13 protein-coding genes and 1 pseudogene are annotated in these 24,572 nt (G+C 40.4%); 6 read left to right on the top strand and 8 right to left on the bottom strand.

What is annotated here, in order from left to right; genetic code table 11:
- Positions 1 to 75 precede the first annotated feature (75 nt).
- Positions 76 to 270, bottom strand: a complete 195-nt coding sequence (locus ACFG4S_RS16370; protein ID WP_392535788.1) for a hypothetical protein — start codon at positions 268 to 270, stop codon at positions 76 to 78.
- A 364-nt stretch (positions 271 to 634) separates the two neighbouring features.
- Here ACFG4S_RS16370 and ACFG4S_RS16365 point away from each other — a divergent pair.
- Together ACFG4S_RS16365 and ACFG4S_RS16360 are read left to right on the top strand one after the other, a co-directional pair.
- Positions 635 to 1,549: pseudogene (locus ACFG4S_RS16365) on the top strand (polyprenol monophosphomannose synthase); the annotation flags it as partial.
- A 93-nt stretch (positions 1,550 to 1,642) separates the two neighbouring features.
- Entirely contained in the window at positions 1,643 to 2,983 is a 1,341-nt protein-coding gene (locus tag ACFG4S_RS16360; RefSeq protein WP_392535996.1) for a glycosyltransferase family 39 protein, read from the top strand.
- A gap of 609 nt (positions 2,984 to 3,592) precedes the next feature.
- On the opposite strand, the gene ACFG4S_RS16355 is transcribed toward ACFG4S_RS16360, so the two are convergent.
- Genes ACFG4S_RS16355 through ACFG4S_RS16345 form a run of 3 tightly spaced genes read right to left on the bottom strand, consistent with a single transcriptional unit; the run spans position 3,593 to position 8,929 of the window.
- Positions 3,593 to 5,878: a response regulator gene (locus tag ACFG4S_RS16355; protein WP_392535787.1), complete on the bottom strand. Its 2,286-nt coding sequence runs from the start codon at positions 5,876 to 5,878 to the stop codon at positions 3,593 to 3,595.
- A gap of 6 nt (positions 5,879 to 5,884) precedes the next feature.
- Positions 5,885 to 6,310, bottom strand: coding sequence for a response regulator (locus ACFG4S_RS16350; protein ID WP_392535995.1), 426 nt, complete (start codon positions 6,308 to 6,310; stop codon positions 5,885 to 5,887).
- A gap of 27 nt (positions 6,311 to 6,337) precedes the next feature.
- Entirely contained in the window at positions 6,338 to 8,929 is a 2,592-nt protein-coding gene (locus ACFG4S_RS16345; protein WP_392535786.1) for a GAF domain-containing protein, read from the bottom strand.
- A 578-nt stretch (positions 8,930 to 9,507) separates the two neighbouring features.
- Between ACFG4S_RS16345 and ACFG4S_RS16340 the strand changes: the two genes are divergently transcribed.
- Entirely contained in the window at positions 9,508 to 9,903 is a 396-nt protein-coding gene (locus ACFG4S_RS16340; RefSeq protein ID WP_392535785.1) for a hypothetical protein, read from the top strand.
- A gap of 257 nt (positions 9,904 to 10,160) precedes the next feature.
- On the opposite strand, the gene hisG is transcribed toward ACFG4S_RS16340, so the two are convergent.
- Complete coding sequence (hisG, locus tag ACFG4S_RS16335) at positions 10,161 to 10,805, bottom strand: ATP phosphoribosyltransferase (protein ID WP_392535784.1); 645 nt, start codon at positions 10,803 to 10,805, stop codon at positions 10,161 to 10,163.
- A gap of 59 nt (positions 10,806 to 10,864) precedes the next feature.
- Between hisG and rppA the strand changes: the two genes are divergently transcribed.
- Both rppA and ACFG4S_RS16325 read left to right on the top strand, forming a co-directional pair.
- Positions 10,865 to 11,548, top strand: coding sequence for a two-component system response regulator RppA (rppA, locus tag ACFG4S_RS16330; protein ID WP_392535994.1), 684 nt, complete (start codon positions 10,865 to 10,867; stop codon positions 11,546 to 11,548).
- Between the two features lie 147 nt (positions 11,549 to 11,695).
- On the top strand, positions 11,696 to 12,430 hold the full coding sequence (locus ACFG4S_RS16325; protein WP_392535783.1) for a hypothetical protein: 735 nt from the start codon (positions 11,696 to 11,698) through the stop codon (positions 12,428 to 12,430).
- Positions 12,431 to 12,722: 292 nt separating this feature from the next.
- Here ACFG4S_RS16325 and murJ read toward each other — a convergent pair whose 3' ends face one another.
- Positions 12,723 to 14,327 (bottom strand): murein biosynthesis integral membrane protein MurJ, encoded by a 1,605-nt coding sequence (gene murJ, locus ACFG4S_RS16320; protein ID WP_392535782.1) that lies wholly within the window; start codon positions 14,325 to 14,327, stop codon positions 12,723 to 12,725.
- Between the two features lie 899 nt (positions 14,328 to 15,226).
- Here murJ and ACFG4S_RS16315 point away from each other — a divergent pair.
- A complete protein-coding gene (locus ACFG4S_RS16315) occupies positions 15,227 to 18,244 on the top strand; it encodes a GAF domain-containing protein (RefSeq protein ID WP_392535781.1) in 3,018 nt (1,005 codons plus the stop codon).
- Between the two features lie 142 nt (positions 18,245 to 18,386).
- Here the strand turns inward: ACFG4S_RS16315 and ACFG4S_RS16310 are convergent, their stop codons facing one another.
- Positions 18,387 to 22,040: a calcium-binding protein gene (locus ACFG4S_RS16310; protein ID WP_392535780.1), complete on the bottom strand. Its 3,654-nt coding sequence runs from the start codon at positions 22,038 to 22,040 to the stop codon at positions 18,387 to 18,389.
- Between the two features lie 390 nt (positions 22,041 to 22,430).
- The gene (gene dxs / locus ACFG4S_RS16305) at positions 22,431 to 24,338 is read right to left on the bottom strand and encodes a 1-deoxy-D-xylulose-5-phosphate synthase (protein WP_392535779.1); all 1,908 of its coding nucleotides are present in this window, start codon (positions 24,336 to 24,338) and stop codon (positions 22,431 to 22,433) included.
- Between the last annotated feature and the right edge of the window lie 234 nt (positions 24,339 to 24,572).

Genomic DNA, 24,572 nt, shown 5'->3' with positions numbered 1-24,572 from the left:
GTTGCCGTTATCGATGGGATAATGGTCAACCTACACCTACACTGAATTGCGATCGCCATAATCGCCCTAAATAACTTAGGCTATATCAAGCATTAGCCCATTATACGCACACAGTATAAGAAGTCTTTTGGGCTTACCGTTGTTCCAAAGGAATCCAAAGTGCTGCAACATAGCTGAGATGGAAATTACATCAATATTAAAAGTTTTATAACCTACTTGCTTGCGCGATCGCAGTTTAGCATCCTTGGAAGCACCTAAAGCAAATTGCACTTACTTGTTATCTAACTTAGTACCGAAACGACACAATCATATCTGTAATTACTGGCAGATGCACGTTATTGTGAAAATGTAAAGTATATATATCTCAACTATATAGAAACTTTAAAATTAATATTTACATTTGTAGGTAAAATATACTTAATAATTGCCTAAATTATTGTAATTAATTCCTTAACAATTCTTAACTAATTTATAAAATGCTTATTTTTAGAGGCTTTTAGACTTAATTGCAACTATTTTATAGATGATGTAAAAATATATGAAAACTTTATAAAGATTAACCAGATAATGAATTAGGTGTGAGTAGAAAAGTTACCTTCTTAAAGGAATCTTTATATTCACCAAACTTGACTCAATGATCAGAAGTCAAAATAATTCATTATTAGAAGTACCATTCGGTGATTTACAAATTTCTGATTTGCCGGCTACTAGTGTCAGTGGTATTGGTCAAGTCATCCAATTTTCTTTGGTTATTCCTACTTATAAAGAAAGTGACAATATCAAGAATGTTATCACTAGATTAAGTCAAACACTAGACGAGTTTATCCCAGGAAATTACGAGCTAATTGTAGTAGACGATGATAGTCCAGATCGTACTTGGGAAGTTGCACTATCTTTGATAGCAGAATATCCGCAATTACGAGTAATGCGCCGTCAGCATGAGCGAGGATTGTCTACTGCTGTGATTCGAGGATGGCAGGTAGCAAGGGGAAGTATTTTAGGGGTAATTGATGGAGATTTGCAGCATCCACCTCATATGCTGCAAGAACTTTTGCGTGAAATTCAAAATGGAGCAGATTTAGCAGTAGCCAGCCGTCATGTAGAAGGTGGCGGCGTGAGTAGTTGGAGTTTTGCCAGGCGTTTTTTGTCTCGTGGCGCACAATTATTGGGATTAATTATCCTTCCAGAGGTTTTGAGTCGCGTTTCCGATCCGATGAGTGGTTCTTTTCTGGTGCGTCGCAACTCAATCGCAAACGTCACCTTCAATCCTGTAGGATACAAAATTCTGTTGGAAGTAATTGGGCGGGGTAAGGTAAACCAGATTGCAGAAGCAAGTTATGTGTTCTGCGAACGAAAAGAAGGTGAAAGTAAAGTAACTTGGAAGCAATACGTAGATTATATACATCACTTAATACGTTTGCGACTCTCGACAGGGCGGCTGATAAGAGTTAGTAACGCTATTAATTCTTACCTTCCACTTATTGCTATAACCATTTTGGGTGCGTTGCTTCGCTTCCACGAGCTTGGAAAAGAACCCCTTTGGGTTGATGAAGCAGCTACTTGGAGGTTTGCACAGTTACCGCTCTCCCAGCTTTGGGGTGAAGAAGCAGTAAGGGAAACAAACCCACCGCTTTACTATACACTGCAAAAACTCTGGCTAGTCTTTGGACAGTCTGAGGCAGCTTTACGCTCTCTCTCCGCTATTGTTGGTACAATAAATATCCCACTTTTATACGGGCTAGGTCGGGTATTAGGGGGTCATTGGCTTGGATTGGTCGCCTCTGCACTACTAGCAACTTCAAGGATTAATATTCAATACAGTCAAGAGGCACGAGGATATGCGCTCCTGACTGCGGCTGCAACATTATCAATCTGGGGCTTAGCATATCTTCTGACACTTCCACATAAACCTACTGTACTGATTGGTCAAGGGTTAATTAATACCTTGCGTCGTAATTCTTTTAGTACACAAGCTTACTGGAATAATTTGACATCCGATTTAGCATGGATTGCGTATATAATTGGTGTTTCTATTGCTCTTTACTGCCACAACACAGCAGTACTCCTACCTATATTGGCTAATGTTGTTGTTCTTGTTTGGTGGGCAACAAAAGGCTGTTTTAGTAAGAAATTTTTTTTAAACTGGAGTGTTGCCAATGTCATTTGGATACTAATCTGGTCTTGGTGGATTCCAAAAATAATACAGCAGACAGCAGTTACTCTGAGTGATTTTTGGATTCCTTATCCGACAATTCAAATTTTTTTTACAACCCTCATTAGCCTTTATGGTTCTGAATATTATTTGCTACTTATTTCGGGTTTAGCAGTATTAGGAATTTTGTATTGGCGACATCAGCCAACCAAATCAGGATTAACAGTTACTCTCAGTATTGGTACTATCTTATTAGGATTTCTAATCAGTTTTAAACGTTCAATTTTTATAACTAAAATTTTCTTATGGACAACTATACCTTTTTTTGTATTAGTTGCTGCTGGTATACTGTATTTTCGCAAGAGGTCATTAATAGCTATATCTATTGCTATTCTAATAATTATTCAGCTTTTCTTTACAAGCAAATACTATAAATATAGTAAAAAAGAGCCTTGGAATGAAGTTGGTTTTTACGTCCAATCTCTTGTACAGCCAAAGGATACGATTCTACTATTTCCAAGCACGATAGACTCAGCATTTCAATATTACTTCCATTCACCTAAACGGGAAGTAACTCAGTATGGGTTGCGGCGATGGAGTTTTAACATCCCACGACTACCAAGCACAAAAGTAACCGAAATAAAAAGGAGTGAATTACTCAATATTGTTCAAAGATTTAGTAGAATTTGGTTAGTTGTTAGGAATCGTGAATTTGAAGATCCACAAAATCTCGCAATATCTGATATTGACCAAAAAATGACGCAGCTAAGTCAGAAAAGTTTCGATCAAAAAATTGAGATTTTCTTGTTTGAGAAAAATAACACTAAGTAGGGATTGAACCGAGATGCCTGTAAATGCGGAAATAGAGGCTTTTAACCCTTGCCAATTGTAAGTTTCAAAAGCTCATAGTAGATATCAATAAAACAGTAGATAACACTAAGCTCAACGTTTAAACTGTTACACATTTAATTTGTACATTAGACCTCTTGCAAAAGTGCTTTTTGCAAGAGGTGGGAAAAGAGAAAAGGTTAACGGGAAAGAGGAAAATACAAAACCTTTTCCCCTTCCCCCTTCCCCTTTTCCCGACTTCTGCAAGAAGTCTATTTACCTGATGACTGATGACTGAAAACCCGTCAACAGTCAACGACCATCAAGAGTGTTTATATACTTTAGACGCGCATCAGCTTACGAATGATTCAAGCTTTTCCCACACAGACCCTGACAAAACCTTATAGGATATTGGGAAATTCTTTCCTTGTTCCCCTTTGCTCTCCCACTTCACACTCTCTGTAAGAGGTATGTATTACTAGATGCCCAATGATAGTAAATCTAGGCGATTTCAATAATAAGTTCACCTACCCTAGATTTGGGCGAAGTAGTGTTATGGTAAACAGTCAACAATCAGCAACTTCAAGCCTGATATTTATAGCTTGGAGTTATCTATGATAATGAAAGTATTTGCTGCAAAGAGAGCAATAATTCGTTGACAGTGTATGGTTTCGACAAAAACGTATTGATACCAAGATTAGTTAATGCGGTGAGCTTATTGTCAGACATCAATCCAGTGCTAGCAATAATTTTGACTTGTGGGTTGATTCTTTTCAAGGTACGGATGGCAGTTAAACCATCCAAGGAGGGGAGCATAACATCCATGAGTACGGCACTAATTTTGTCTATATTTTTAGCATATAGGGCGATCGCTTCAATGCCATCACTGGCAACTAGGATTTTGTAGTTGTAAGCCTCCAGTGATGTTTTCGTAATCTCCTGAATGGCTACTTCATCATCCACAACCAGAATTAATTCTCCATTTCCTCTCTGTGGTGGCAAATCTTCTGGGGTGAATGTTTCTATTCCCTCAACGGCTGGTAAGTAAACTTTAAAGCTGGTAGCACTTCCCGGTTCGCTGTACACATTTACAAAACCTCCGTGGCTTTTAATAATTCCTAGCACGGTGGAAAGTCCTAATCCTGTGCCTTGTCCAACATCTTTTGTGGTAAAGAATGGCTCAAAAATTCTATCTAAGATTTCTCCAGGAATGCCTTGTCCAGTATCACAGACACTAATCACTATGTAAGGTCCCTGTTTGGCTTCTAGGTTTATCCGAGCATAATTTTCGTCAATCAACTGATTTTTAGCAGAGATAGTTAAAATACCGCCATTGGGCATTGCATCACGGGCATTAACGCAGAGGTTCATCAGTACTTGATGAAGCTGGGTACTATCCCCAAAAACTATCCACAAATCCTGTGAGATATCAGTGCTAATTTCTATGGATTTAGGAAATGTCTCTTTGAGAATTTTGGCAACTTCTACAATTAAATGTTTGAGTTGCAAAGTGATGCGCTTTCCTTCCACACCCCGAGCAAAGGACAGCACTTGTTTGACTAAATCAGCACCACGTTTAGCGTTAATTTCTAAAATCTCTAGTAGATGCCGAGTCCGCTCATCTATATCAGGAAATTTGAGCGGTAAGAGTTGCGCTCCTGCCAAAATTGGTGTCAGGATATTGTTGAGGTCGTGAGCAATGCCACTGGCCAAAGTACCAATACTTTCTAGGCGTTGAGCGCGAAACAACTGGGCTTCTAAGTGTTTTTTTTCAGTAATATCCGTATCAACTGTGAGAATTGATTTGGGTTTCCCTTGTTGATTGCACACCAGGCTCCAGCGACTAGCAACGAGGATTTCCTTGTTCATTTTAGTGAGTTGAGTTAATTCGCCCTGCCACTTACCTTGACTAATAACTTGGAACAGAGCTGCTTCCATTTCTGGTGAAGGTTCGTCATACAAAAGCTCACTAGCATTTTTGCCCAAAGCCTCTATAGCTTGCCAGCCATAAAGTGTCTCTGCACCTTTATTCCAAAAGACAATCTCATTGTTTAAATCTCGCACGCAAATAGCATCTGTGGTGACATCAAGTAATGCTGCTTGTTCGCGGATTTTTTCTTGGGCTAATTTGTGTTCGCGCAAGGCAGCTTGCCGTTCGCTAATATCGATACTGGCACAAGTTACCCCGACAATTTCTTGGGACTCGTTCCGCAATGGCTCAATTGTTAAATCGTAATATCGAGTTGTTTTTTTAGTTGTAATTGATACTTCTTTTCGCATTCCTATACCACTATTTAGTACACGACGCTTGATAGTGGTAAGACGTTGAGCATCTTCGGCTGGGATGAGATCCAAATCTTGTTTTCCCAACATTTCCTCAACTGTCAATCCATAGGAAGGATTGTAAACCCAAGTGTACCGTAACTCCCGATCTTGGTTATAGACAAAAATGGGAGAGTTTTTCAGGGCAACCCGAAATCGTTCTTCACTCTGTCGTAGTGCGTTGTCTGCGCGTTGACGTTCAATTGCATAACGCATCGATCGCACCAGCAAGTCACCAGTTACTTGCCCTTTCACTAAATAATCTTGCGCTCCTTCTTGCATTGCCCTAGTTGCCAGGGTTTCATCGTTGATACCTGTTAGCACAATAATTGGAGTTGCTTTTGCTTGTTGATGAGCGATGATAAAAGTTTCCAACCCCTGACTATCTGGTAGCGAAAGGTCTAACAGAATCACATCAAAAATTTCTTTTTCTAGCTGTTTGAGTGCTTGCGAAAGCTGCTCAACGGGCATCAATTCAACTAAAACTGTGTTTACTTCCTTTAAAAACTCCTGTAATAAAAAGACATCACCAGGGTTGTCTTCTACTAACAAAACTTTTATATATTCACCTGCCATTGCCAATTACTCCGGTGGCAGTTTTACGATCGCAAACCAAAAATTTTCGATTGATTTTACAATTTTAACGAATTGATCGAAGTCTACTGGCTTAGTGATGTAACAGTTTGCAGATAAATTATAGGCTTTGATAATGTCTTCTTCGGCTTGGGAAGTCGTTAAGACAACTACTGGAATTCGTTTCAGGTGTTCATCTGCTTTGATTTCTGCCAATACCTCCCGCCCATCTTTTCTGGGGAGGTTTAAATCGAGCAGGACAATATCTGGATGTGCCACATTAGCATATTTTTCCTGTTTCCGCAAGAATGCCATTGCCTCGACGCCATCTTCTACCACATTCAGGTGAATGGAGATTTTGCTATCTTCCAGGGCGATGCGTGTAAGTTGAGCATCACCAGGATTGTCCTCTACCAACAAAACCTCAATAGGCATAATCGCTGTTATGTTAATCACGATCGCTTAAAAGCTTCTATTTGGAATTGTGAAGTAGAAAGTCGAGCCTTGACCCAGTTTTGAGTCAACCCAGATCCGGCCATCGTGGCGTTCTATAATTTTTTTACAAATTGCCAGACCAATACCAGTACCTGGATACTTATCTCTACCGTGCAAGCGCTGAAAAATTATAAAAATACGTTTAGCATACTGAGATTCTAATCCAATGCCATTATCACGTACCGAGAATAAATATTCGTTGGGAGTGGGGAGTGGGGGGGATGAAGAAGTATTTTTTTCCTCATCTCCCCCCACTCCCTCATCTCCCCCTACTCCCCGCTCTCCATTCTCCACTCCAATATGAATTCGTGGCTGCTGATTTTGGCAAAATTTGATGGCGTTACCGATGAGGTTTTGAAACACTTGTATTAGTTGGGTAGCATCAGCCATCACTTCAGGTAAATTATTATCATAGGTGACGATTGCTCTACTATCTGCGATCGCCAGTTGCAAATTTGCGATCGCCTGTTTTAAAACTGCATTACAATCAACTTTGACAAAAGGCTGTCCACGGGTGCTAACGCGGGAGTAATTCAACAAATCGTTGATTAAGGTTTGCATCCGTCGCGCTCCATCTATAGCGTAGTTGATAAATTGATCGGCATTACTATCTAATTGATGTTTGTATCTGCGCTCAAGAAGCTGTAAATAACTGGTTACCATCCGCAAAGGTTCTTGTAAGTCATGGGAAGCTACATAGGCAAACTGTTCTAATTCGGCATTGGAACGGGCAAGTTCTTGACTTTGGCGGGTTTGTTGTTCTAACAATTGCGCTTGAGATAAAGCGATGCCAATTTGGTTAGCTAGCTGCTGTAATAACTGCGTCTCAAAGTTATTCCACTTTCGAGGTGCAGCACACTGATGAGCTAGCAATAAGCCCCAAATACCCTCTCTGACAATAATTGGCACTACTAGGTTAGCTTTGACAGCAAACTCCCTCAAAAAGTCTCGATGGCAAGGTTGAATAGGAGCAGTTTCAATGTCTTCAATGGCACTGACTCTCCCTTGACGATATCTTTCTAAGTATTCTACTTTAAAGCAGGTATCGAGGAGATTTTTTCCCAGAATTACTGGCCAACCGGGTAACACCGCTTCTTGTACTACTGTTCCCGAACCGTCAGGTAAGATTTGAAAGATTAAAACTCGGTCAGCTTGTAGTAGTTTTTGTACTTCAGTAACGGTAGTTTGGAGAATTTCATCTATTTGTAAAGATTCTCGAATTTTCAGCGTGATTTCGGCAAATAATTGCGATCGCAAATTCTGTCGCTTTAATTCTTCTTCTGTTAATTTGCGATCTGTGATATCTGTATAAGAACCGACCATTCGCACTACATCACCTAATGCGTCCCAAAGTGCCTGTCCTCGATCCAGAATCCATTTATAGCTGCCGTCTTGGCATTGGACTCGATACTCACAAACGTAAAACGGTGTTTTCTTGGCAAAGTGATCCTCAAAGGCTTGAAGTACAAAATCTCGCTCATCGGGATGGATTAGTTTTGTCCATTCATCCCAACAACCGGAAACTTCGTGGTCTTTATACCCCAGCATTTCCTTCCACTGAGTTGAGAAGAACACTTTATTAGTCTTGAGATTCCAGTCCCAAATACCATCATTATTACCGTGTAATGCTAATTGCCAACGTTCTTCACTTTTTTGAAGTGCTTCTGCTATTTGCCGTCGTTCAGTAATATCTTGAAAATAAACGGATAAGCCGTCTCTTCCTGGATAAGCGTGGACTTGAAACCAGCAATTTTGCGGCGGATAAAATTCTTCAAATTTGACACTTATGTGTTGTAAGATTGCCGTGTGATACTGGCGCTCAAATGCTGTGCCAATAATTTCTGGAAAAACTTCCCAGATGTTTTTACCTAAAAGCTGATTCTGGTTTTTTTGCAACAGCCGTTCTGCTTGACCATTGACATAGGTAAATTGCCATTTTTTATCCAAAGCAAAAAACGCATCAGTGATACTTTCGAGAAGATTGGTGATGCGGGTTCTCGCGGCTTCAGATTGGGCGCGTGCTGCCTGTTCCTGCGCCATTAGCTGGTAAGTAATTTGAGATACTTGAGTTACACTAAGCCTCAGTTCTAGTTGATCAATTACTAGACGACTTAGAGCTACCAGCGCTTCGATTTGTTTTTGGCTCAATTCTTTAGGAACTTGGTCAATTACGCACAGAGTTCCCAGCATATATCCTTTGGCAGTGATTAGGGGTACACCTGCATAAAACCGTGCATAGGGATAGCCAGTTACTACTGCATTATTTGCTAATTTTTCATCGGCTAATGTATCTGGAACTACCACAACCTGACGTTGCTCTTGGCAAAGGTAAGATAACCCAATACTCCGGGGCATTTCTGAGACATCTAAACCTACTTTTGCCTTAAACCATTGACGATTTTCATCAATAAAATTTACCAAGGATATAGGGGTCCCACAAATGAATGCCGCTAACTGAGCAAGATTGTCGTAGGCTTCTTCCGGTTTAGTGTCAAGAATTTGGTACTGGCGTAGGGCTTCTAATCTCGCCTGTTCTGTAAGATTGTCTCCAGTTTTCATTAACTTGTCTTAAAAAATGTCAATTTATGATATCGAGTCAGCAGTCTGACTACCTCAAAAATAGATTAACTTTTAAGACCACCAAATCGTAGATTTTGGTGGGGGCTTGTACCCCTATTAGTTTCGGGGTAGAGCGTACTAAAAAACACGATCCTTTTCTCTTCCCTACACCCACTCAGCCGTTGCGCCACACCCTAGTTCTGGTCAAGTATCCTGTTTACGCCGCCAACTTTAACGATCGCCATAATCCCAGTGTAAACAAAGTTTGGGCTGATATTATTTACAAATACACATTTATATGCATAAAAAGATTCACTTGTTGCAAACTATATTAATTTTCACTTAAACAGGACTTACGCACAAGTCACGGAAAGTCGAGCCAGTGCGATCCTGTCGCATGAAGTCTTTAGTTTTTCGGTATCCCATTTTGCGGATGAGATAAACACTTATCATACTCAATAAATAAAAGTCAAAAACAATACAAGCATTGACGTACTGATATTTGGCAAATAATCTTGAAATCTGATGACTAACAGGTGTACCTTTATCTACTTGTATTATTTATGGGAATGATCTTTTTGATTATCTTGAGCGTTTGGGCAATCGTAAATTTTGTAGGTTTATGTTCGGTTGTAATTTCATTCACTCGTTGTCGTACTGTACGAGGATACCGAAATATTGCAATTATCGGCTCGCTTTTCATACCAGCGATCCTTCTATTTTTAACCTTTTTGGATCTGTTAAACAATAAACCCGGACCTACCCCAATTGTCGTTCCTACCGTACTCGCTCAGATTCAGGTAATGGCAATTATCGTATGGTCTAAAACTTATTTGATTTGCTTTTTGGGTGCTTGTGTAACTGCGGCGATTACTTTGTTTAAAGCTAATGCTATTCGCCGTTACTCAGGACTTGCTTGGGGTTTCCTGATTTCATCTCTTTCGGCTTGTGCGTTTGTATTTATCAAATTTTGATGGCAATAGATTTGTTGAGGGACTTAGAGTTTATTTATAAAGTAAATGTTAAGTAGTAGCGCGTCAAGACTAAAATGGTGCGATAGATTGGTGCTAAAAAGACCGAATTTAAAAGTTTAAAGCCCATTTGCTAATGTACACTTTTAGCCTTGACACGCTAGTAGGGTGCGTTATGGACGTTAGTCCTAACGCACCACAAATATTGAATTTTGTCATCGATCATTTGTTCTTTACTAATGACCAATGACTAATGATTATTAAACCCCTAACAAAACAGTCTCCCGTACCTTACTAATCACATCACTCAAATTGCCAGTATTCAAACGGTAACTCAGGGGATGGGCAATTAATCGCCCTGTGCTTTCATAGAGAGTCGCAATTTCAATCAAACCATTTTCGCGTAAAGTCCGCCCGGTGGAAACTAAATCCACGATCGCTTCTGACATGCCAGTAATTGGCCCTAGTTCTACTGAACCATATAGCGGCACTATTTCCACAGGTAAATCGAGACTGTGGAAATATTCACGAGCGCAATTGACATATTTTGAAGCAACTCTACCATGAGCTGGCAAATCTAAAGGCGATCGGTAAGAACTAGATGCTTTTACCGCCACCGACATGCGACAATGCCCAAACTGCAAATCCACTAAATGGGCAACTTGCGGCTGTTTCTCTCGCAGCACATCGTAACCAACAATACCCAGTTGTGCCTGACCGTATTCTACATAAACAGGTACATCTTGCGCCCGTACCAGTAAACCTTTCGCCAGTCCCTTAGCATCAGGAATTTGAAGTTGGCGAGTTCCTGAATCTAAAAAAGCACTAAAATCTAATCCGACAGCTTGTAGCAAGCGGATGCTATTTTTAAGAAGTTCCCCTTTTGGCAATGCAACAGTCAGCATTCTTTTTCTTAGCAGTTCAATAATATTGAGAATATCTCTATATGCTTACCACAAGCAGCATGAGAATTTTATTAGTTGATGATGAAGTTGAACTAACTCAACCCTTGAGTCGCTTATTAACTCGTGAGGGTTATAGTGTAGATGCCGCTTACGATGGGACATCTGGCAGCGAACATGCACAAGCAGGTAGTTACGACCTACTAATTTTAGATTGGATGCTGCCGGGAAAAACAGGGTTAGAGATTTGTCAGGAATTGCGACGCCAAGGCAAAACTACTCCTGTTTTGTTTCTCACAGCGAAAGATACTCTTGATGACCGAGTAGAAGGTTTAGATGCTGGTGCAGACGACTATTTGGTGAAACCTTTTGAACTGCGAGAGTTACTGGCGAGAGTCCGTGCTTTGTTGCGTCGTTCCGGTTCCCAAGTTTATGAAACCAGCACTGGACGCCTGAACGTTGCTGATTTAGAACTCGATTGTGAAAATCAAGTAGCCTATCGCCAAGGTAGGATAATTGAACTTTCCCAAAAAGAAAGTCAGTTATTGCAATTTTTTATGGAAAATACTGGACAACTACTAACTCATGCTCAGATTATGCAAAATTTGTGGCAAGAGGAAGAACAACCCAGCAGTAATGTGATAGCGGCATTAATTCGCTTGCTACGCCGTAAGATTGAGGTGGGTAAAGAAAGTACGCTAATTCACACAGTTTACGGCAAAGGCTATCGTTTCGGCGGCGTATGAATTTAGCTAATTCCGCATATCCTCTGCTGTCGGCTACTCTGGGTAGGATTTAGGCATGGGATAGTCGGATTAATCCGCAAAGCAGGTTTTGATAACTCGCAGATTTAAAATTTAATTGAAAACTAAATTTGTATAGAGAAAAAGCAAATGAATCAAACTCTAAATATTCAGGAAATTGCCATTGCGATCGCAGCTAAGCAGCATAATCCCACAATCTTAACTCCAGATTTTCTGAAATATAGTGGCATTGTTCCTAGTGGCTGGGAACTGGCTAAACCACCAATTATTACAGAATATGCTGCTCAAGTAGTCTTTCAAAACAACATCAGTATAACTGCACAAGTCAATCGGATTATTTTCACTGAGCTGATTGCCAACAAAGAATCTACAGAGGTGGAAATTCCGGTTCTAGCTCGTAAATATCTAGAGACATTACCGCAAGTAGAATATCAGGGAGTTTCTATTAACTTTCGAGGATATGTCTTTTTCAATGAGCAAAACAATACAGCACGCAACTATATCCTTGGCACACTGCTGAATCCTGGTCCTTGGCATGAGTTTGGCAAAGCCCCTGTGCAAGCTGCACTACGATTTAATTACATTCTCGAAGGGGCACAGATGAGCTTAGATATCAATGAAGGAGGGGTACAAATGCCAGATCGAGCAGTGCAACCCATCGTCCTGTTCACCGCCACTTTTAATCACGCAATTGTTCAAGAAGAAGAAAGTCAGCTTCTAGCTGGTCTATCACAAATAATTAGCAACTGGGCGAGAGATATGGAGGCTTACAAAGAACTTGTGAACACCAAGTTTCTCAACTTACCATATCAGCTAAATCTAGTCCCAAATGAATCTGCAATCCCCAGAGCAAGCAGTTTTTGATCGCTGTGTGAAAAAAGGCGATGGCTTTATTTATTTGTCGCTCATGTAGGAACCAGCTGGAAACAGATGAACAAGCTGTTACGCATTTAATTTGTACATTTACCTGATGACTGATGACTGATGACTGATGACGGTTGACTGTTAACGACCATCAAGAGTCTTTATATACTTTAGACGCGCATCAGCTGACAATAACATTCCGGCAGTAGCAATTAGCGATTGTATATTTTTTTACATACATTTAGACTAAACTGGGTGAATTATAATTCGCCCAGTTTAGTTTTCCAGATAGTTATTTTTTCAAAAAGCGCTGACGCAGACGAGATATAAAAAGATTTACCTCTGGTATTTTCAGTGATGAAGCGATCGCAGCAAACACTGCAATCCCCACAAAGCCAGATACACATAACTCTAACACCAGAATCAGTAAACCTGTTTTACCTAACACCTGTTGACAACCAACCAATGTCCCATAGCTAGCTACACCAGCGACAATACTACCCGCAGCCAAACCAAGAATTGGCAAACTCCACTCACGCCAAGGTAAACCATTGAGTTTGCGATCGAGTAACCACAATAGCATTAACAAGGAACTACAATTTACTCCCACCGTTGCTAAGACTAAACCGGGAGCGCCAAAAGGTTCGACGAAAAACCAATCTAGTAAAGCATTGAGCGAGATATTAAAAATACTGATGCGGAATGGTGTCTGTCCATCACCCAAAGCATAAAACACCCGCACCAAAACATCACGCCCCAAATAAGCAAACATCCCAATACCATAGGCAACTAGTAAGGATGATACTAACTTTGTAGCTTCCGGTTTAAAGGCACCGCGCTCATATATCACCTGCACAATGGGTACAGATAGCGCTACCATTAGCGCCCCTAACGGTAGCATGGTGAAGGCAGTTAGCAGGAGTCCCTGGCGAATGCGTAATTTTAGCTCCTGCCAATTTTCGGGGTCAGCCAGTTTCGCAAATATAGGTAACAGTGGCAGTAAAATGATATTAGAAATAATCCCTAAAGGAGTTTGTACTAATAGATTGGCATAGTTAAATCCTGCGGCAGCACCAGGGATTGGACTGGCAAAATAAAGGTCAGTAGCAACGTTAATTGGCATCATTCCGGAAGAAATTGTCGCCGGAGTCATGATTTTAATTACTTCTTGCACACCAGGAGATTTAAAATCAAACCTGAGTCGTAACGTACCCAATCCTAACCGCCACTGGACAATTAGCTGCACTAACCACTGAAGAATTGCTCCTGCCAAGGTTCCCCAAGCTAACACCATTCCCCCAATTAAAGCGTATTCCGGTTTAATAATGTCTTTGCCAAGTTGCATAGCCAAGACACCAAGACCAACAACAACAGTAATGCTTGATAATAAGGGACTAATGGAGAGTAACCAATATTGATTGGCTGTGTTGAGAGTGCCAAAACCAATGCCAATTAATCCGGAAAATAAAGCCATCGGCGCCATAATCTGGAGTTGTTGAATGGCGATCGCTCTGGTTGTTCCATCCAAACCATGACCGACTAGATCGACAATCTCATCTGCTAAGAAAATCTGAGCAACTGTCACCAGCAACAGCAATCCACCCACTAGCGTTGTTACTGTTTCCACCAGGGGAGCCGCTTCTTGTTGCTTCCGCTTAGCTAAAACGCTGACAACTGCACTGTGTAATGGTCCATTGACACCACCTAGTAAAATTAGTAGAAAGCCGGGGATAATATAAGCATAGCTATAGGCAGTGGCAGCCGCACCGACGCCAAAAGCAGCAGCGATCGCTTGTTGCCGAACTAAACCAAATACTTTACTAATTAATGTAGCAATGGCAACAATGCCAGCAATTCCAGCGAAAGAACGAGAGGGTTTTTGGTTTTGTTGTGTCACGAATAATACCCGACAACTCTTGCAGAGTGCATATCTGAAAACATTTAACTTAGATTTTAGGCTTTGTCAGGCAAATTTTTGATAAGTTAGTCAAAAAAGAAAGGGTATATAAGGTGTAACGGTGTGGATTGGAGGACAAATAGCGTCTCTACGCTTGTCCTCTAGTGATTTTAGACCCCGATGGCTCTGAAACCTTTTTATTTTAGGTTTGGGATCAAAGTCAAAATGTCAAATTTCTCAATGTATGGGTCATTAGTGTAATGGTAATTAGTGCAGTGCGATCGCCTTTTTTCGTACCAGATACACTAGAAAGCTTTGAGAAGGCGATCGCCTAAAATTACAACAATTTTCACCAGACAGGTAGGAGGTACTGCATGTCTAAACATTTTTATATGCGTTTAAAAACACTATATTTTGAGATAATTGTAAATGAGTCGGCAGAAATAAACTCAATTATGTTACGAAACGTAAATCACTTAAAATCCTTATCAATAAATAATGACAAAGTAAAAATTACACTCCTAACTAGTTAGTTTTAATTGCGCCGACTTCCTTATACTTAGACATTCAACTCAATCAGCGAACAACGATCGAAGTCCGAGCTAGGGGTTTGAGTTAAGATTTAAACCATAGGTCAAACGAGCTAGTTAAGTCAGCGAACAATCAACATAACTAGTAGTTGATAACTGCACCTTGTAGATTGTCTAGGACTTTAATTAATCATTGTTAAACAGTTGTGAAGATAGGTCAAGAAACGGGAACTATAAAAATAACCATCTTCTTTGAAAGAATTCGATACTTCAAAAATAAGTTTCCCAGACTCACAAATTTGAGACTGTTTAACCCGATGAAGTTTAGGATGACAAATCTTTGTAGAAAAATCTCTAAAATCAATAGCAATGGAACTCAATTCAACTTTCACGGAAAATCAACTTCTATTGTCAAGCGCTCAACTTCAAGAGGAATTAGACAAACAAAAGGCTTTAGCAAGTGTGATTGTGAGAATTCGGGAGTCTCTTGACTTAGAAACAATTTTTCAAACTACCGTTACACAAGTGCGTCAGTTGCTAAATGCTGACCGTGTAGCAGTATTCCAGTTTGACCTGGAAAAAGATTGGGAAGGAGAATTCGTTTCTGAGGATGTTGCAGTTGGCTGGAACTCAGCAATGGGAGTAAAAGTTTACGACCACTGCTTTGGAGAACAATTTGCTTCCAGTTATCAACAAGGTCGAGTCCAAGCAGTAGCAGATATTTACCAAGCGGGACTGAGTGATTGTCATGCGGCAATTTTGAGTAAATTTCAGGTGCAGGCTAACCTCGTTGTTCCTCTATCGCGGGAGAAAGAACTGTGGGGATTACTTTGCATTCATCAGTGTAGTCAGACTCGTGAGTGGAAAGAATCGGAAATTGAGTTTATTCGTCAAATTGCTGACCATTTAGTTGTGGCGATTCAACAAGCAAAGCATCTCCATGAAGTCCAGTTGCAAGCCACAAAATTAGCTCAAGCAGTTCAACGCGACCAAGTAATAGCTCAGATTGTTGATGAAATTCGCTCACCCGTTGATATTGAAACTATCTTTAAAACCACAACTGAAGAAATACGGAAACTACTACAAGCCGATCGAGTTGCTATCTTTAGCTTCAATCCAGATTGGAGTGGTAACTTTGTTGCAGAATCATTTGCTCAAGAGTGGACTCCTTTAGTTGGCGTTCAGCCGACCATTTTTGATACTTATTTACAACAAACCCAAGGCGGACGTTATATTAACAACCAGACATTGATAGTCAATGACATTTATCAAGCTGGCTTAACAGATTGTCATGTAACCCTGTTGGAAGAATTCCAGGCAAAATCCTTTGCAACAGCCCCCATTCTCCAAGGAGATCAACTCTGGGGAATCATCGCTGCTTACCAAAATGCCTCACCCAGACAGTGGCAATCTTATGAAGTTGAATCACTGATGAAAATCGGTACACAAATTGGTGTGGCCTTGCGACACTATAAATTGCTGGCATATGCTCAGTACCAAGCAGAGCAACAAAAGACATTAACTAGCGTGATTACTCGAATTCGAGAGTCTCTAGATTTAGATACAATCTTCCAGACTACTGTTACCGAGGCACGGCAAATGCTGCAAGCAGACCGAGTAGCAGTCTTTCGTTTTGACCCTCAAAAAGATTGGGAAGGAGAATTTATTTCTGAGGATTTTGTACCTGAATGTAACTCGGTAATGGCAGAAAACGTTTATGATTATTGCTTCGGTGAAAACTTTGCAGCCCTTTACGCACAAGGTCGAGTAAATGCGATCGCTGACATTTATCAAGGAAACTTTCAAAGTTGCTACGTCCAAATCCTGGCCAAATTTCAAGTACGTGCAAACATGGTTGCACCTTTATTAAAAAAAGGTGAACTTTGGGGATTGTTATGTATTCACCAATGTACGGCTCCTCGCTACTGGCAACCCTCAGAAATTGAATTTACCAGCCAAATAGCCGAGCAATTGGGAGTTGCATTAGAACAGGATTCTTATTTAAAGCAAGTTCAAATGCAGATTGTCCAGTTAGCAGAAGCCACTGAACGCGAAAAGGCAATGGAACGGCAAGATTTGCTAGCTGCAACTATTGATAAAATCCGTCAATCACTCGATATTAAAACTATTTTTAAAACCACTACTCAAGCTGTACGAGAGTTGCTCGAAGTGGAGCGAGTTGCAATCTACCGTTTCAACTCTGACTGGAGTGGTAAATTTGTAGCAGATTCTTTCAAAGATGGTTGGAAACCTGTCGTCCAAACCCAACCAATAATTATAGAAACTTTTGAGGATACAGACGATGATAACGAACTTCCGCGTAATGAAACGTTTGTTCCGATTCGAGAAGGTGAAAAATTATGGGGGTTATTAGTTGCTTATCAAAATTCACAACCGCGTTATTGGAAAGAGGAAGAAATCAATTTACTAGCTCAAGTAGGAGTGCAATTAGGAATTGCGATTCAGCAAGCCGAATTACTCGAACAAACTAAACGTCAAACCTCAGAACTGACTCAAGCCCTACAAGAATTAAAACAAACTCAAAGCCGATTAATTCAGGGTGAAAAAATGGCAGGATTAGGACAACTACTTGCAGGAGTTGCTCATGAAATTAACAATCCTGTCAGTTTTATTTTTGGTAATCTCATTCATTTAAATGAATATACTCAAGAACTGCTAAAGGTAGTGAAACTGTACCGTCAAAACTCCTCTCTATTGCCAGATATTCAAAAGAAAATTGACCAAACTGATTTAGACTTTCTTATAGAAGATTTACCCAAAACCATTGAGTCGATGAAAGTAGGAGCAGAGCGCATTAATGAGATTGTCCTCTCACTACGAAACTTCTCTCGTACAGATGAGGCTGAATTGAGAGCAGTAGACGTTCATGAAGGATTAAATGGTACTTTGCTGATTTTAGGACATCGGCTCAAAAATAATAGCGATCGCCCAGCTATTGAGATAATTAAAGAATATAGCACCCTACCCTTGCTTGAATGCTATCCTGCACAACTAAATCAGGTGTTTATGAATCTCCTGAGTAACAGCGTTGATGCATTAGAAGAAAAGTTTAAAATTATACGAAAAAAGTATGTGGAATCAGCACAAAAATGCCCAAGGATTCCCTTGAATATTTGGATTAGTACACAAATTGTTAATAATCAAGTTGTCATTAGAATAGCTGATAATGCTCTGGGTATTCCAGAGGAAGTGCGATCGCACATTTTTGACCCCTTCTTCACCACCAAAGCACCAGGTAAAGGTACAGGCTTAGGATTGTCTATTAGCTATCAAATTGTGGTTGAAAAACATCATGGTGAAATTAAATGTTTGTCCAAACCAGGAGAAGGAACAGAGTTTTTAATTAAAATTCCCACGGATAATTGAAGGCAAAAACAAAAAATTAAATTTAATAGTATTTTGTAAAGCTAGTTTTTCAGCTTGATAGTAAGCACTTTAGTGCTAAAAAATAATGACAAAAGTGCTTACTACGAACTTACTTATCCATGAATTCAAAGTTGACAGAGTACTAGGCAATCAGAGTAAAATTGCTAGTACTGAGAGTAATATCAGGATTGCCTAAAGTGGCAAACTCAAACACTGTTCCTGTACCCAGAACGTTGCCATCCCGGTTATAGAATAGGCTGCCACTACTTTGACTAAAAACAATATGTGCATTACTACCGTTGACAAATTGATCGTCACTGACAACTGCAAAATCAGTTAAAGCTTGTCCTACAGTATTAGTAACAGCATTGAAGGTAGTTTTACTCAGCACAATCTGATCTTGTCCTGCTTCAAACTCGCTGATGTAATCAACACCTAAGCTTGTGCTGAATACACCATTGCCTTGAAACACATATTTATCTTTTCCGCTTCCACCAGTGAGAATATCATCACCTAGTCCTCCCCAGAGAAAGTCATCACCAGTTCCACCTGTGAGAATATCATTACCGTTACCTCCTTGGAGAGTGTCATTTCCTGCTAACCCTTGCAGTTGATCGTTTCCATCAAGACCAATCAGAGTGTTATTCAGTGTATTACCAGTGAGACGGTCATTACCTGCTCCACCAGTTGCATTTGTCGTCTGACTATTACTGAGATTAATAATAACAGACGAAACATCGTCATTAGTGATGGTTCCGGTTAAGGCTGTTGTAGTGCCGATGGTGTAACGAGTGCTTGCTGTTAGAGTAATAGCAACGGTTTCATCACTTTCAACAGTGGTGTCTGCTGTCGGGTCAATGGTTAAGGTTTTGGTACTACTTCCGGCTGCAAAGGTAATTGTGCCGGTGGTAGCTGTAAAGGTTGCTGCACCTGTTTGGCTGTAGTCTGTGTTTAAAGTCGCTGTGCCACCAACGTTATAGTTCACGGTTAAAGCATTGGTGGTGCTACCGGTGCGGGTGAAGGTGTAAACTAAGTTGGTGGTGCCGTCTTCAGCGACACTAGGAGGACTACCTACGGTGAGAGTAATGTTTGGGTTAGGATTCGTAATGTTGACTAACTGTAGAGAATAGTTGGAGTTAATATTGTTGGAGTCTTGGGAAATTCCAACATAGTAATTTCCTGCCTGCAAGGTTCTAGTAACTTGGCTATTACGACTGGAACCAGCATAATCAGAGTAAATTTGTTCTCCAGTATCAATCAAGCCATTATTATTGCTATCGTAATAGATTTTGGCATCGAGATAGTTTTGAGTCACTCCACTCAACAGCAAAGTAATATCATTTGTACCTGTCAGCGAGAATTTATAGTAATCAATTGGGTCTACATTCCCGAGAAACTCTGTGAAAGTTTGACTACCTGTTAAAAGGCCAATATTGTAAGCAGTGCTGAGTGTGTTTCCCGGATTAGAGGAAATAGAAGGAGGTGCTGATGTGGCTGATAATTGTAGGGAATAGTTAGAGTTAACGTTGTTGTAGTTGGCATCTGGGAAAATTCCAATGTAGTAACTCCCTGCTCCCAAGGTTGTAGTAATTTGACCATTGCGACTAGAACCAGCATAATCAATGTAAAGTTGTTCTCCAGTCTCAATCAATCCATTGTTATTCTTGTCGTAATAGATGGCTACATCGAGATAGTTTTGAGTCACTCCACTCAATTGGAAAGTAACATCATTTGTGCTTGTCAGAGAGAATTTATAGTAATCAACTGGATCTACACTTCCGACAAATTCTTTGATAGTCTGAGTACCAGTCAGAGTGCCAATATTATAAGCACTGCCAAGTGTATTCCCAGGATTAGAAGCAATAGAAGGAGGTGCGGATGTGGCTGATAATTGTAGGGAATAGTTAGAGTTAACGTTGTTGTAGTTGGCATCTGGGAAAATTCCAATGTAGTAACTCCCTGCTCCCAAGGTTGTAGTAATTTGACCATTGCGACTAGAACCAGCATAATCAATGTAAAGTTGTTCTCCAGTCTCAATCAATCCATTGTTATTCTTGTCGTAATAGATGGCTACATCGAGATAGTTTTGAGTCACTCCACTCAATTGGAAAGTAACATCATTTGTGCTTGTCAGAGAGAATTTATAGTAATCAACTGGATCTACACTTCCGACAAATTCTTTGATAGTCTGAGTACTAGTCAGAGTGCCAATATTATAAGCACTGCCAAGTGTATTCCCAGGATTAGAAGCAATAGAAGGAGGTGCGGATGTGGCTGATAATTGTAGGGAATAGTTAGAGTTAACGTTGTTGTAGTTGGCATCTGGGAAAATTCCAATGTAGTAACTCCCTGCTCCCAAGGTTGTAGTAATTTGACCATTGCGACTAGAACCAGCATAATCAATGTAAAGTTGTTCTCCAGTCTCAATCAATCCATTGTTATTCTTGTCGTAATAGATGGCTACATCGAGATAGTTTTGAGTCACTCCACTCAATTGGAAAGTAACATCATTTGTGCTTGTCAGAGAGAATTTATAGTAATCAACTGGATCTACACTTCCGACAAATTCTTTGATAGTCTGAGTACTAGTCAGAGTGCCAATATTATAAGCACTGCCAAGTGTATTCCCAGGATTAGAAGCAATGGAAGGAGGTGCTGATGTGGCTGCTAACTGTAAAGAATAGTTAGAGTTAACGTTGCTGTAGTTGGCATCTGGGAAAATTCCAATGTAGTAACTCCCTGCTCCCAAGGTTGTAGTAATTTGACCATTGCGACTAGAACCAGCATAATCAATGTAAAGTTGTTCTCCAGTCTCAATCAATCCATTGTTATTCTTGTCGTAATAGATGGCTACATCGAGATAGTTTTGAGTCACTCCACTCAATTGGAAAGTAACATCATTTGTGCTTGTCAGAGAGAATTTATAGTAATCAACTGGATCTACACTTCCGACAAATTCTTTGATAGTCTGAGTACTAGTCAGAGTGCCAATATTATAAGCACTGCCAAGTGTATTCCCAGGATTAGAAGCAATGGAAGGAGGTGCTGATGTGGCTGATAATTGTAGGGAATAGTTAGAGTTAACGTTGTTGTAGTTGGCATCTGGGAAAATTCCAATGTAGTAACTCCCTGCTCCCAAGGTTGTAGTAATTTGACCATTGCGACTAGAACCAGCATAATCAATGTAAAGTTGTTCTCCAGTCTCAATCAATCCATTGTTATTCTTGTCGTAATAGATGGCTACATCGAGATAGTTTTGAGTCACTCCACTCAATTGGAAAGTAACATCATTTGTGCTTGTCAGAGAGAATTTATAGTAATCAACTGGATCTACACTGCCGACAAATTCTTTGATAGTCTGAGTACTAGTCAGAGTGCCAATATTGTAAGCAGTGCTGAGTGTGTTCCCAGGATTAGAAGCAATGGAAGGAGGTGCAGATGTAGCTGATAATTGTAGGGAGTAGTTGGAGTTAACGTTGCTGGAGTTTTGACCAATTCCAACATAGTAATTCCCAGCTCCTAATGTTGTAGTAATTTGACCATTGCGACCGGAACCAGCAACATCAGAATAAAGTTCATCTCCATTATCAATTAATCCGTTATTATTACTATCGTAATAAATTTTGGCATAGAGATAGTTTTGAGTCACTCCATTCAAAAGGAAAGTAATATTATTTGTGGCTGTCAGGGAAAATTTATAGTAATCAACTGGATTTGCATTTGCTATGGCATCATTGAAGTTAAATGATGTGAGGATACCAATGTTTTGAGCTGTCGTGAATGTCGTTCCTGGCATATTTATCCTTTTGTGAAATTTTGACAAGCATTCTTATTGACTGAATATCGGAATTCGGCTTGATTTGTGAAAAAGATCATGACAAAATACCGGGTTCAACTTCACTTGGTGAACCCATGAAAAATATAAAGCGATCGCCTACTACTGCAATGATGTTGCTGCTAAATTGATGGTATGAGAATCCTATCTTAATTGAACAAGATTAAGTATACAGATAATCAAGCTATCAAAATTAATTTGAACAATTATTTAATACCTCATGATTTTAGAAAATTCACTAAAATCACTTACTTGCTTTTCGGTCAACTGACTATTAGACTTAGCCGTTTTCAGAAAAAATCGCCCACACCTGAATAACAAATGTAGGCGATTTATTCGACAAAGAATCAGCTAAACAACAGTAGATAGTTGGCGTTTAAAGAAAGCTTCCAAGACTCTTTCTGCTATTTGATGACTAGTTAAACCTAGTTCTGTTTTAGATTCATTGGGTTCAGCATGATCTACCAACACATCTGGTACACCAAAACGCTTGACAGGAACGAGAATATCTGCGTCTAGTAAAGCTTCGGCGATCGCACTACCAAAGCCACCCATAACACAGCCTTCCTCTAAGGTGACAACTCGGCCGATTTTCTTCGCTAAAGGCAAAATCAACTCGGTATCCAAAGGCTTAACAAAACGGGCATTAATTACAGTTGCTTCAATGCCGTGTTCGCTAAGAATTTCCGCAGCTTGCATTCCTGGATAAACCATTGTGCCGTAGCCGACGATTAACACATCATCGCCTGTACGCAGAATTTCGCCTTTACCGATTTCCAAAGGTTCCCAGCCTTCTTCCATTAGGGGAACGCCGTAACCATTGCCACGAGGATAGCGCATGGCGATCGGGCTACTGGTATGGTTAACACCAGTTACTAACATACGTTGGAGTTCTGCTTCGTCTTTCGGCGCCATGACTACGATGTTGGGAATGCAACGCAGATAAGCGATATCATACATACCCTGGTGGGTGGGGCCATCAGAACCAACAATTCCTGCTCGATCTAAGCAGAAGAAGACTGGTAAGTTTTGAATGCAGACATCATGAATTATCTGGTCGTAGGCGCGTTGCAGGAAGGTAGAATAAATGGCGGCGATGGGGCGCATTCCTTCAGTTGCCAGTCCTGCTGCTAAGGTAACAGCATGTTGTTCGGCAATACCCACATCAATATACTGATTGGGTAGTTTTGCCTGAAGTTTATCTAAACCTGTTCCCGTTGCCATCGCCGCAGTAATACCGATAATTTTCGGGTTTTGTTCGGCAAGTTTCACCAAAGTGTGAGAAAAAACTTTGGCGTAAGCTGGCGGTTTTGGTTTGTTAGAAGGAATGGCTTTACCAGTTGCCACATTAAAGGGGCTTTGGGCGTGGTAACCAACTTGATCTAGTTCGGCAATTTCATAGCCTTTGCCCTTAGTTGTTGCCACATGAACCAAAACTGGGCCTGGTATTTGATGTGCCTGTTGGAAAGTAGCAATCAATTCTTCTAGATTATGTCCGTCAACTGGCCCAATGTAAGTAAAACCGAGTTCTTCAAAAACTGCACCTACTTTAGGAACAGCCAAGCGTTTCATCCCTTCTTTGATGCGTCCGAGTTCGGGAGATAAAGATTCACCAACAAAGGGAATTTGCTTAAACTGTTCCTCTAAATTATCTTTGATAAACTGCACAGGCTGACTGAGGCGCATTTTGTTGAGGTAGCGGGGAATCGCGCCGACGTTGCGAGATATGGACATGTCGTTGTCATTGAGAACAACCAACAAGTTAGTTTTCGGCATGTGTCCGGCATGATTGATGGCTTCTAAAGCCATACCCCCAGTTAACGCCCCATCACCAATTACAGCTACCGCTTTAAATTTTTCTCCTTTTAAATCTCGTGCTAAAGCCATGCCCAGCGCTGCTGAAATACTGGTGGAAGCATGTCCCGCGCCAAAGTGATCGAATTTGTTTTCACAGCGCTTGAGATAACCCGCAACTCCGTCTTTTTGCCGCAGAGTGTGAAAGCGATCGTAACGTCCTGTAAGTAATTTGTGGGGATAAGCTTGGTGTCCTACATCCCAAACAACTTTATCCCGATCTAAGTCCAGTGTTTGATAAAGCCCTAGTGTTAATTCTACAACACCCAACCCTGGTCCTAAATGTCCACCATTAACTGCTACGGTTTGGAGATGCTTATCTCGAATTTGACGGGCAATCTGTTGCAGTTGACGAACGGATAAACCGTGCAACTGATTGGGATGGGTGATTTCGCTCAGATGCATATTACAGGGTTTTCCTCTCTAATTTCTGGTTTCGGTATTTTGATTTTCCCACGGTCGGGTTGTTTACATAATTACACTCTTCTATTGTTACTAAGTTGTAGTGGAAAGTATAACTTCTTAATTGATAATCATGAAGAATGTCTTATCCATTAACAATTCGTCAACAAAAGAATTTAAAAATCCTAATACAAGTAGGTCAGCGCAATTAAGACTAACTGGGTAGGACTCTCATTT

Source organism: Nostoc sp. C117, assembly GCF_043099735.1.
GTDB lineage: Bacteria > Cyanobacteriota > Cyanobacteriia > Cyanobacteriales > Nostocaceae > Nostoc.
The sequence above is the reverse complement of the archived record's forward strand: the minus strand, read 5'-3'. Positions and strand labels throughout refer to the sequence as shown.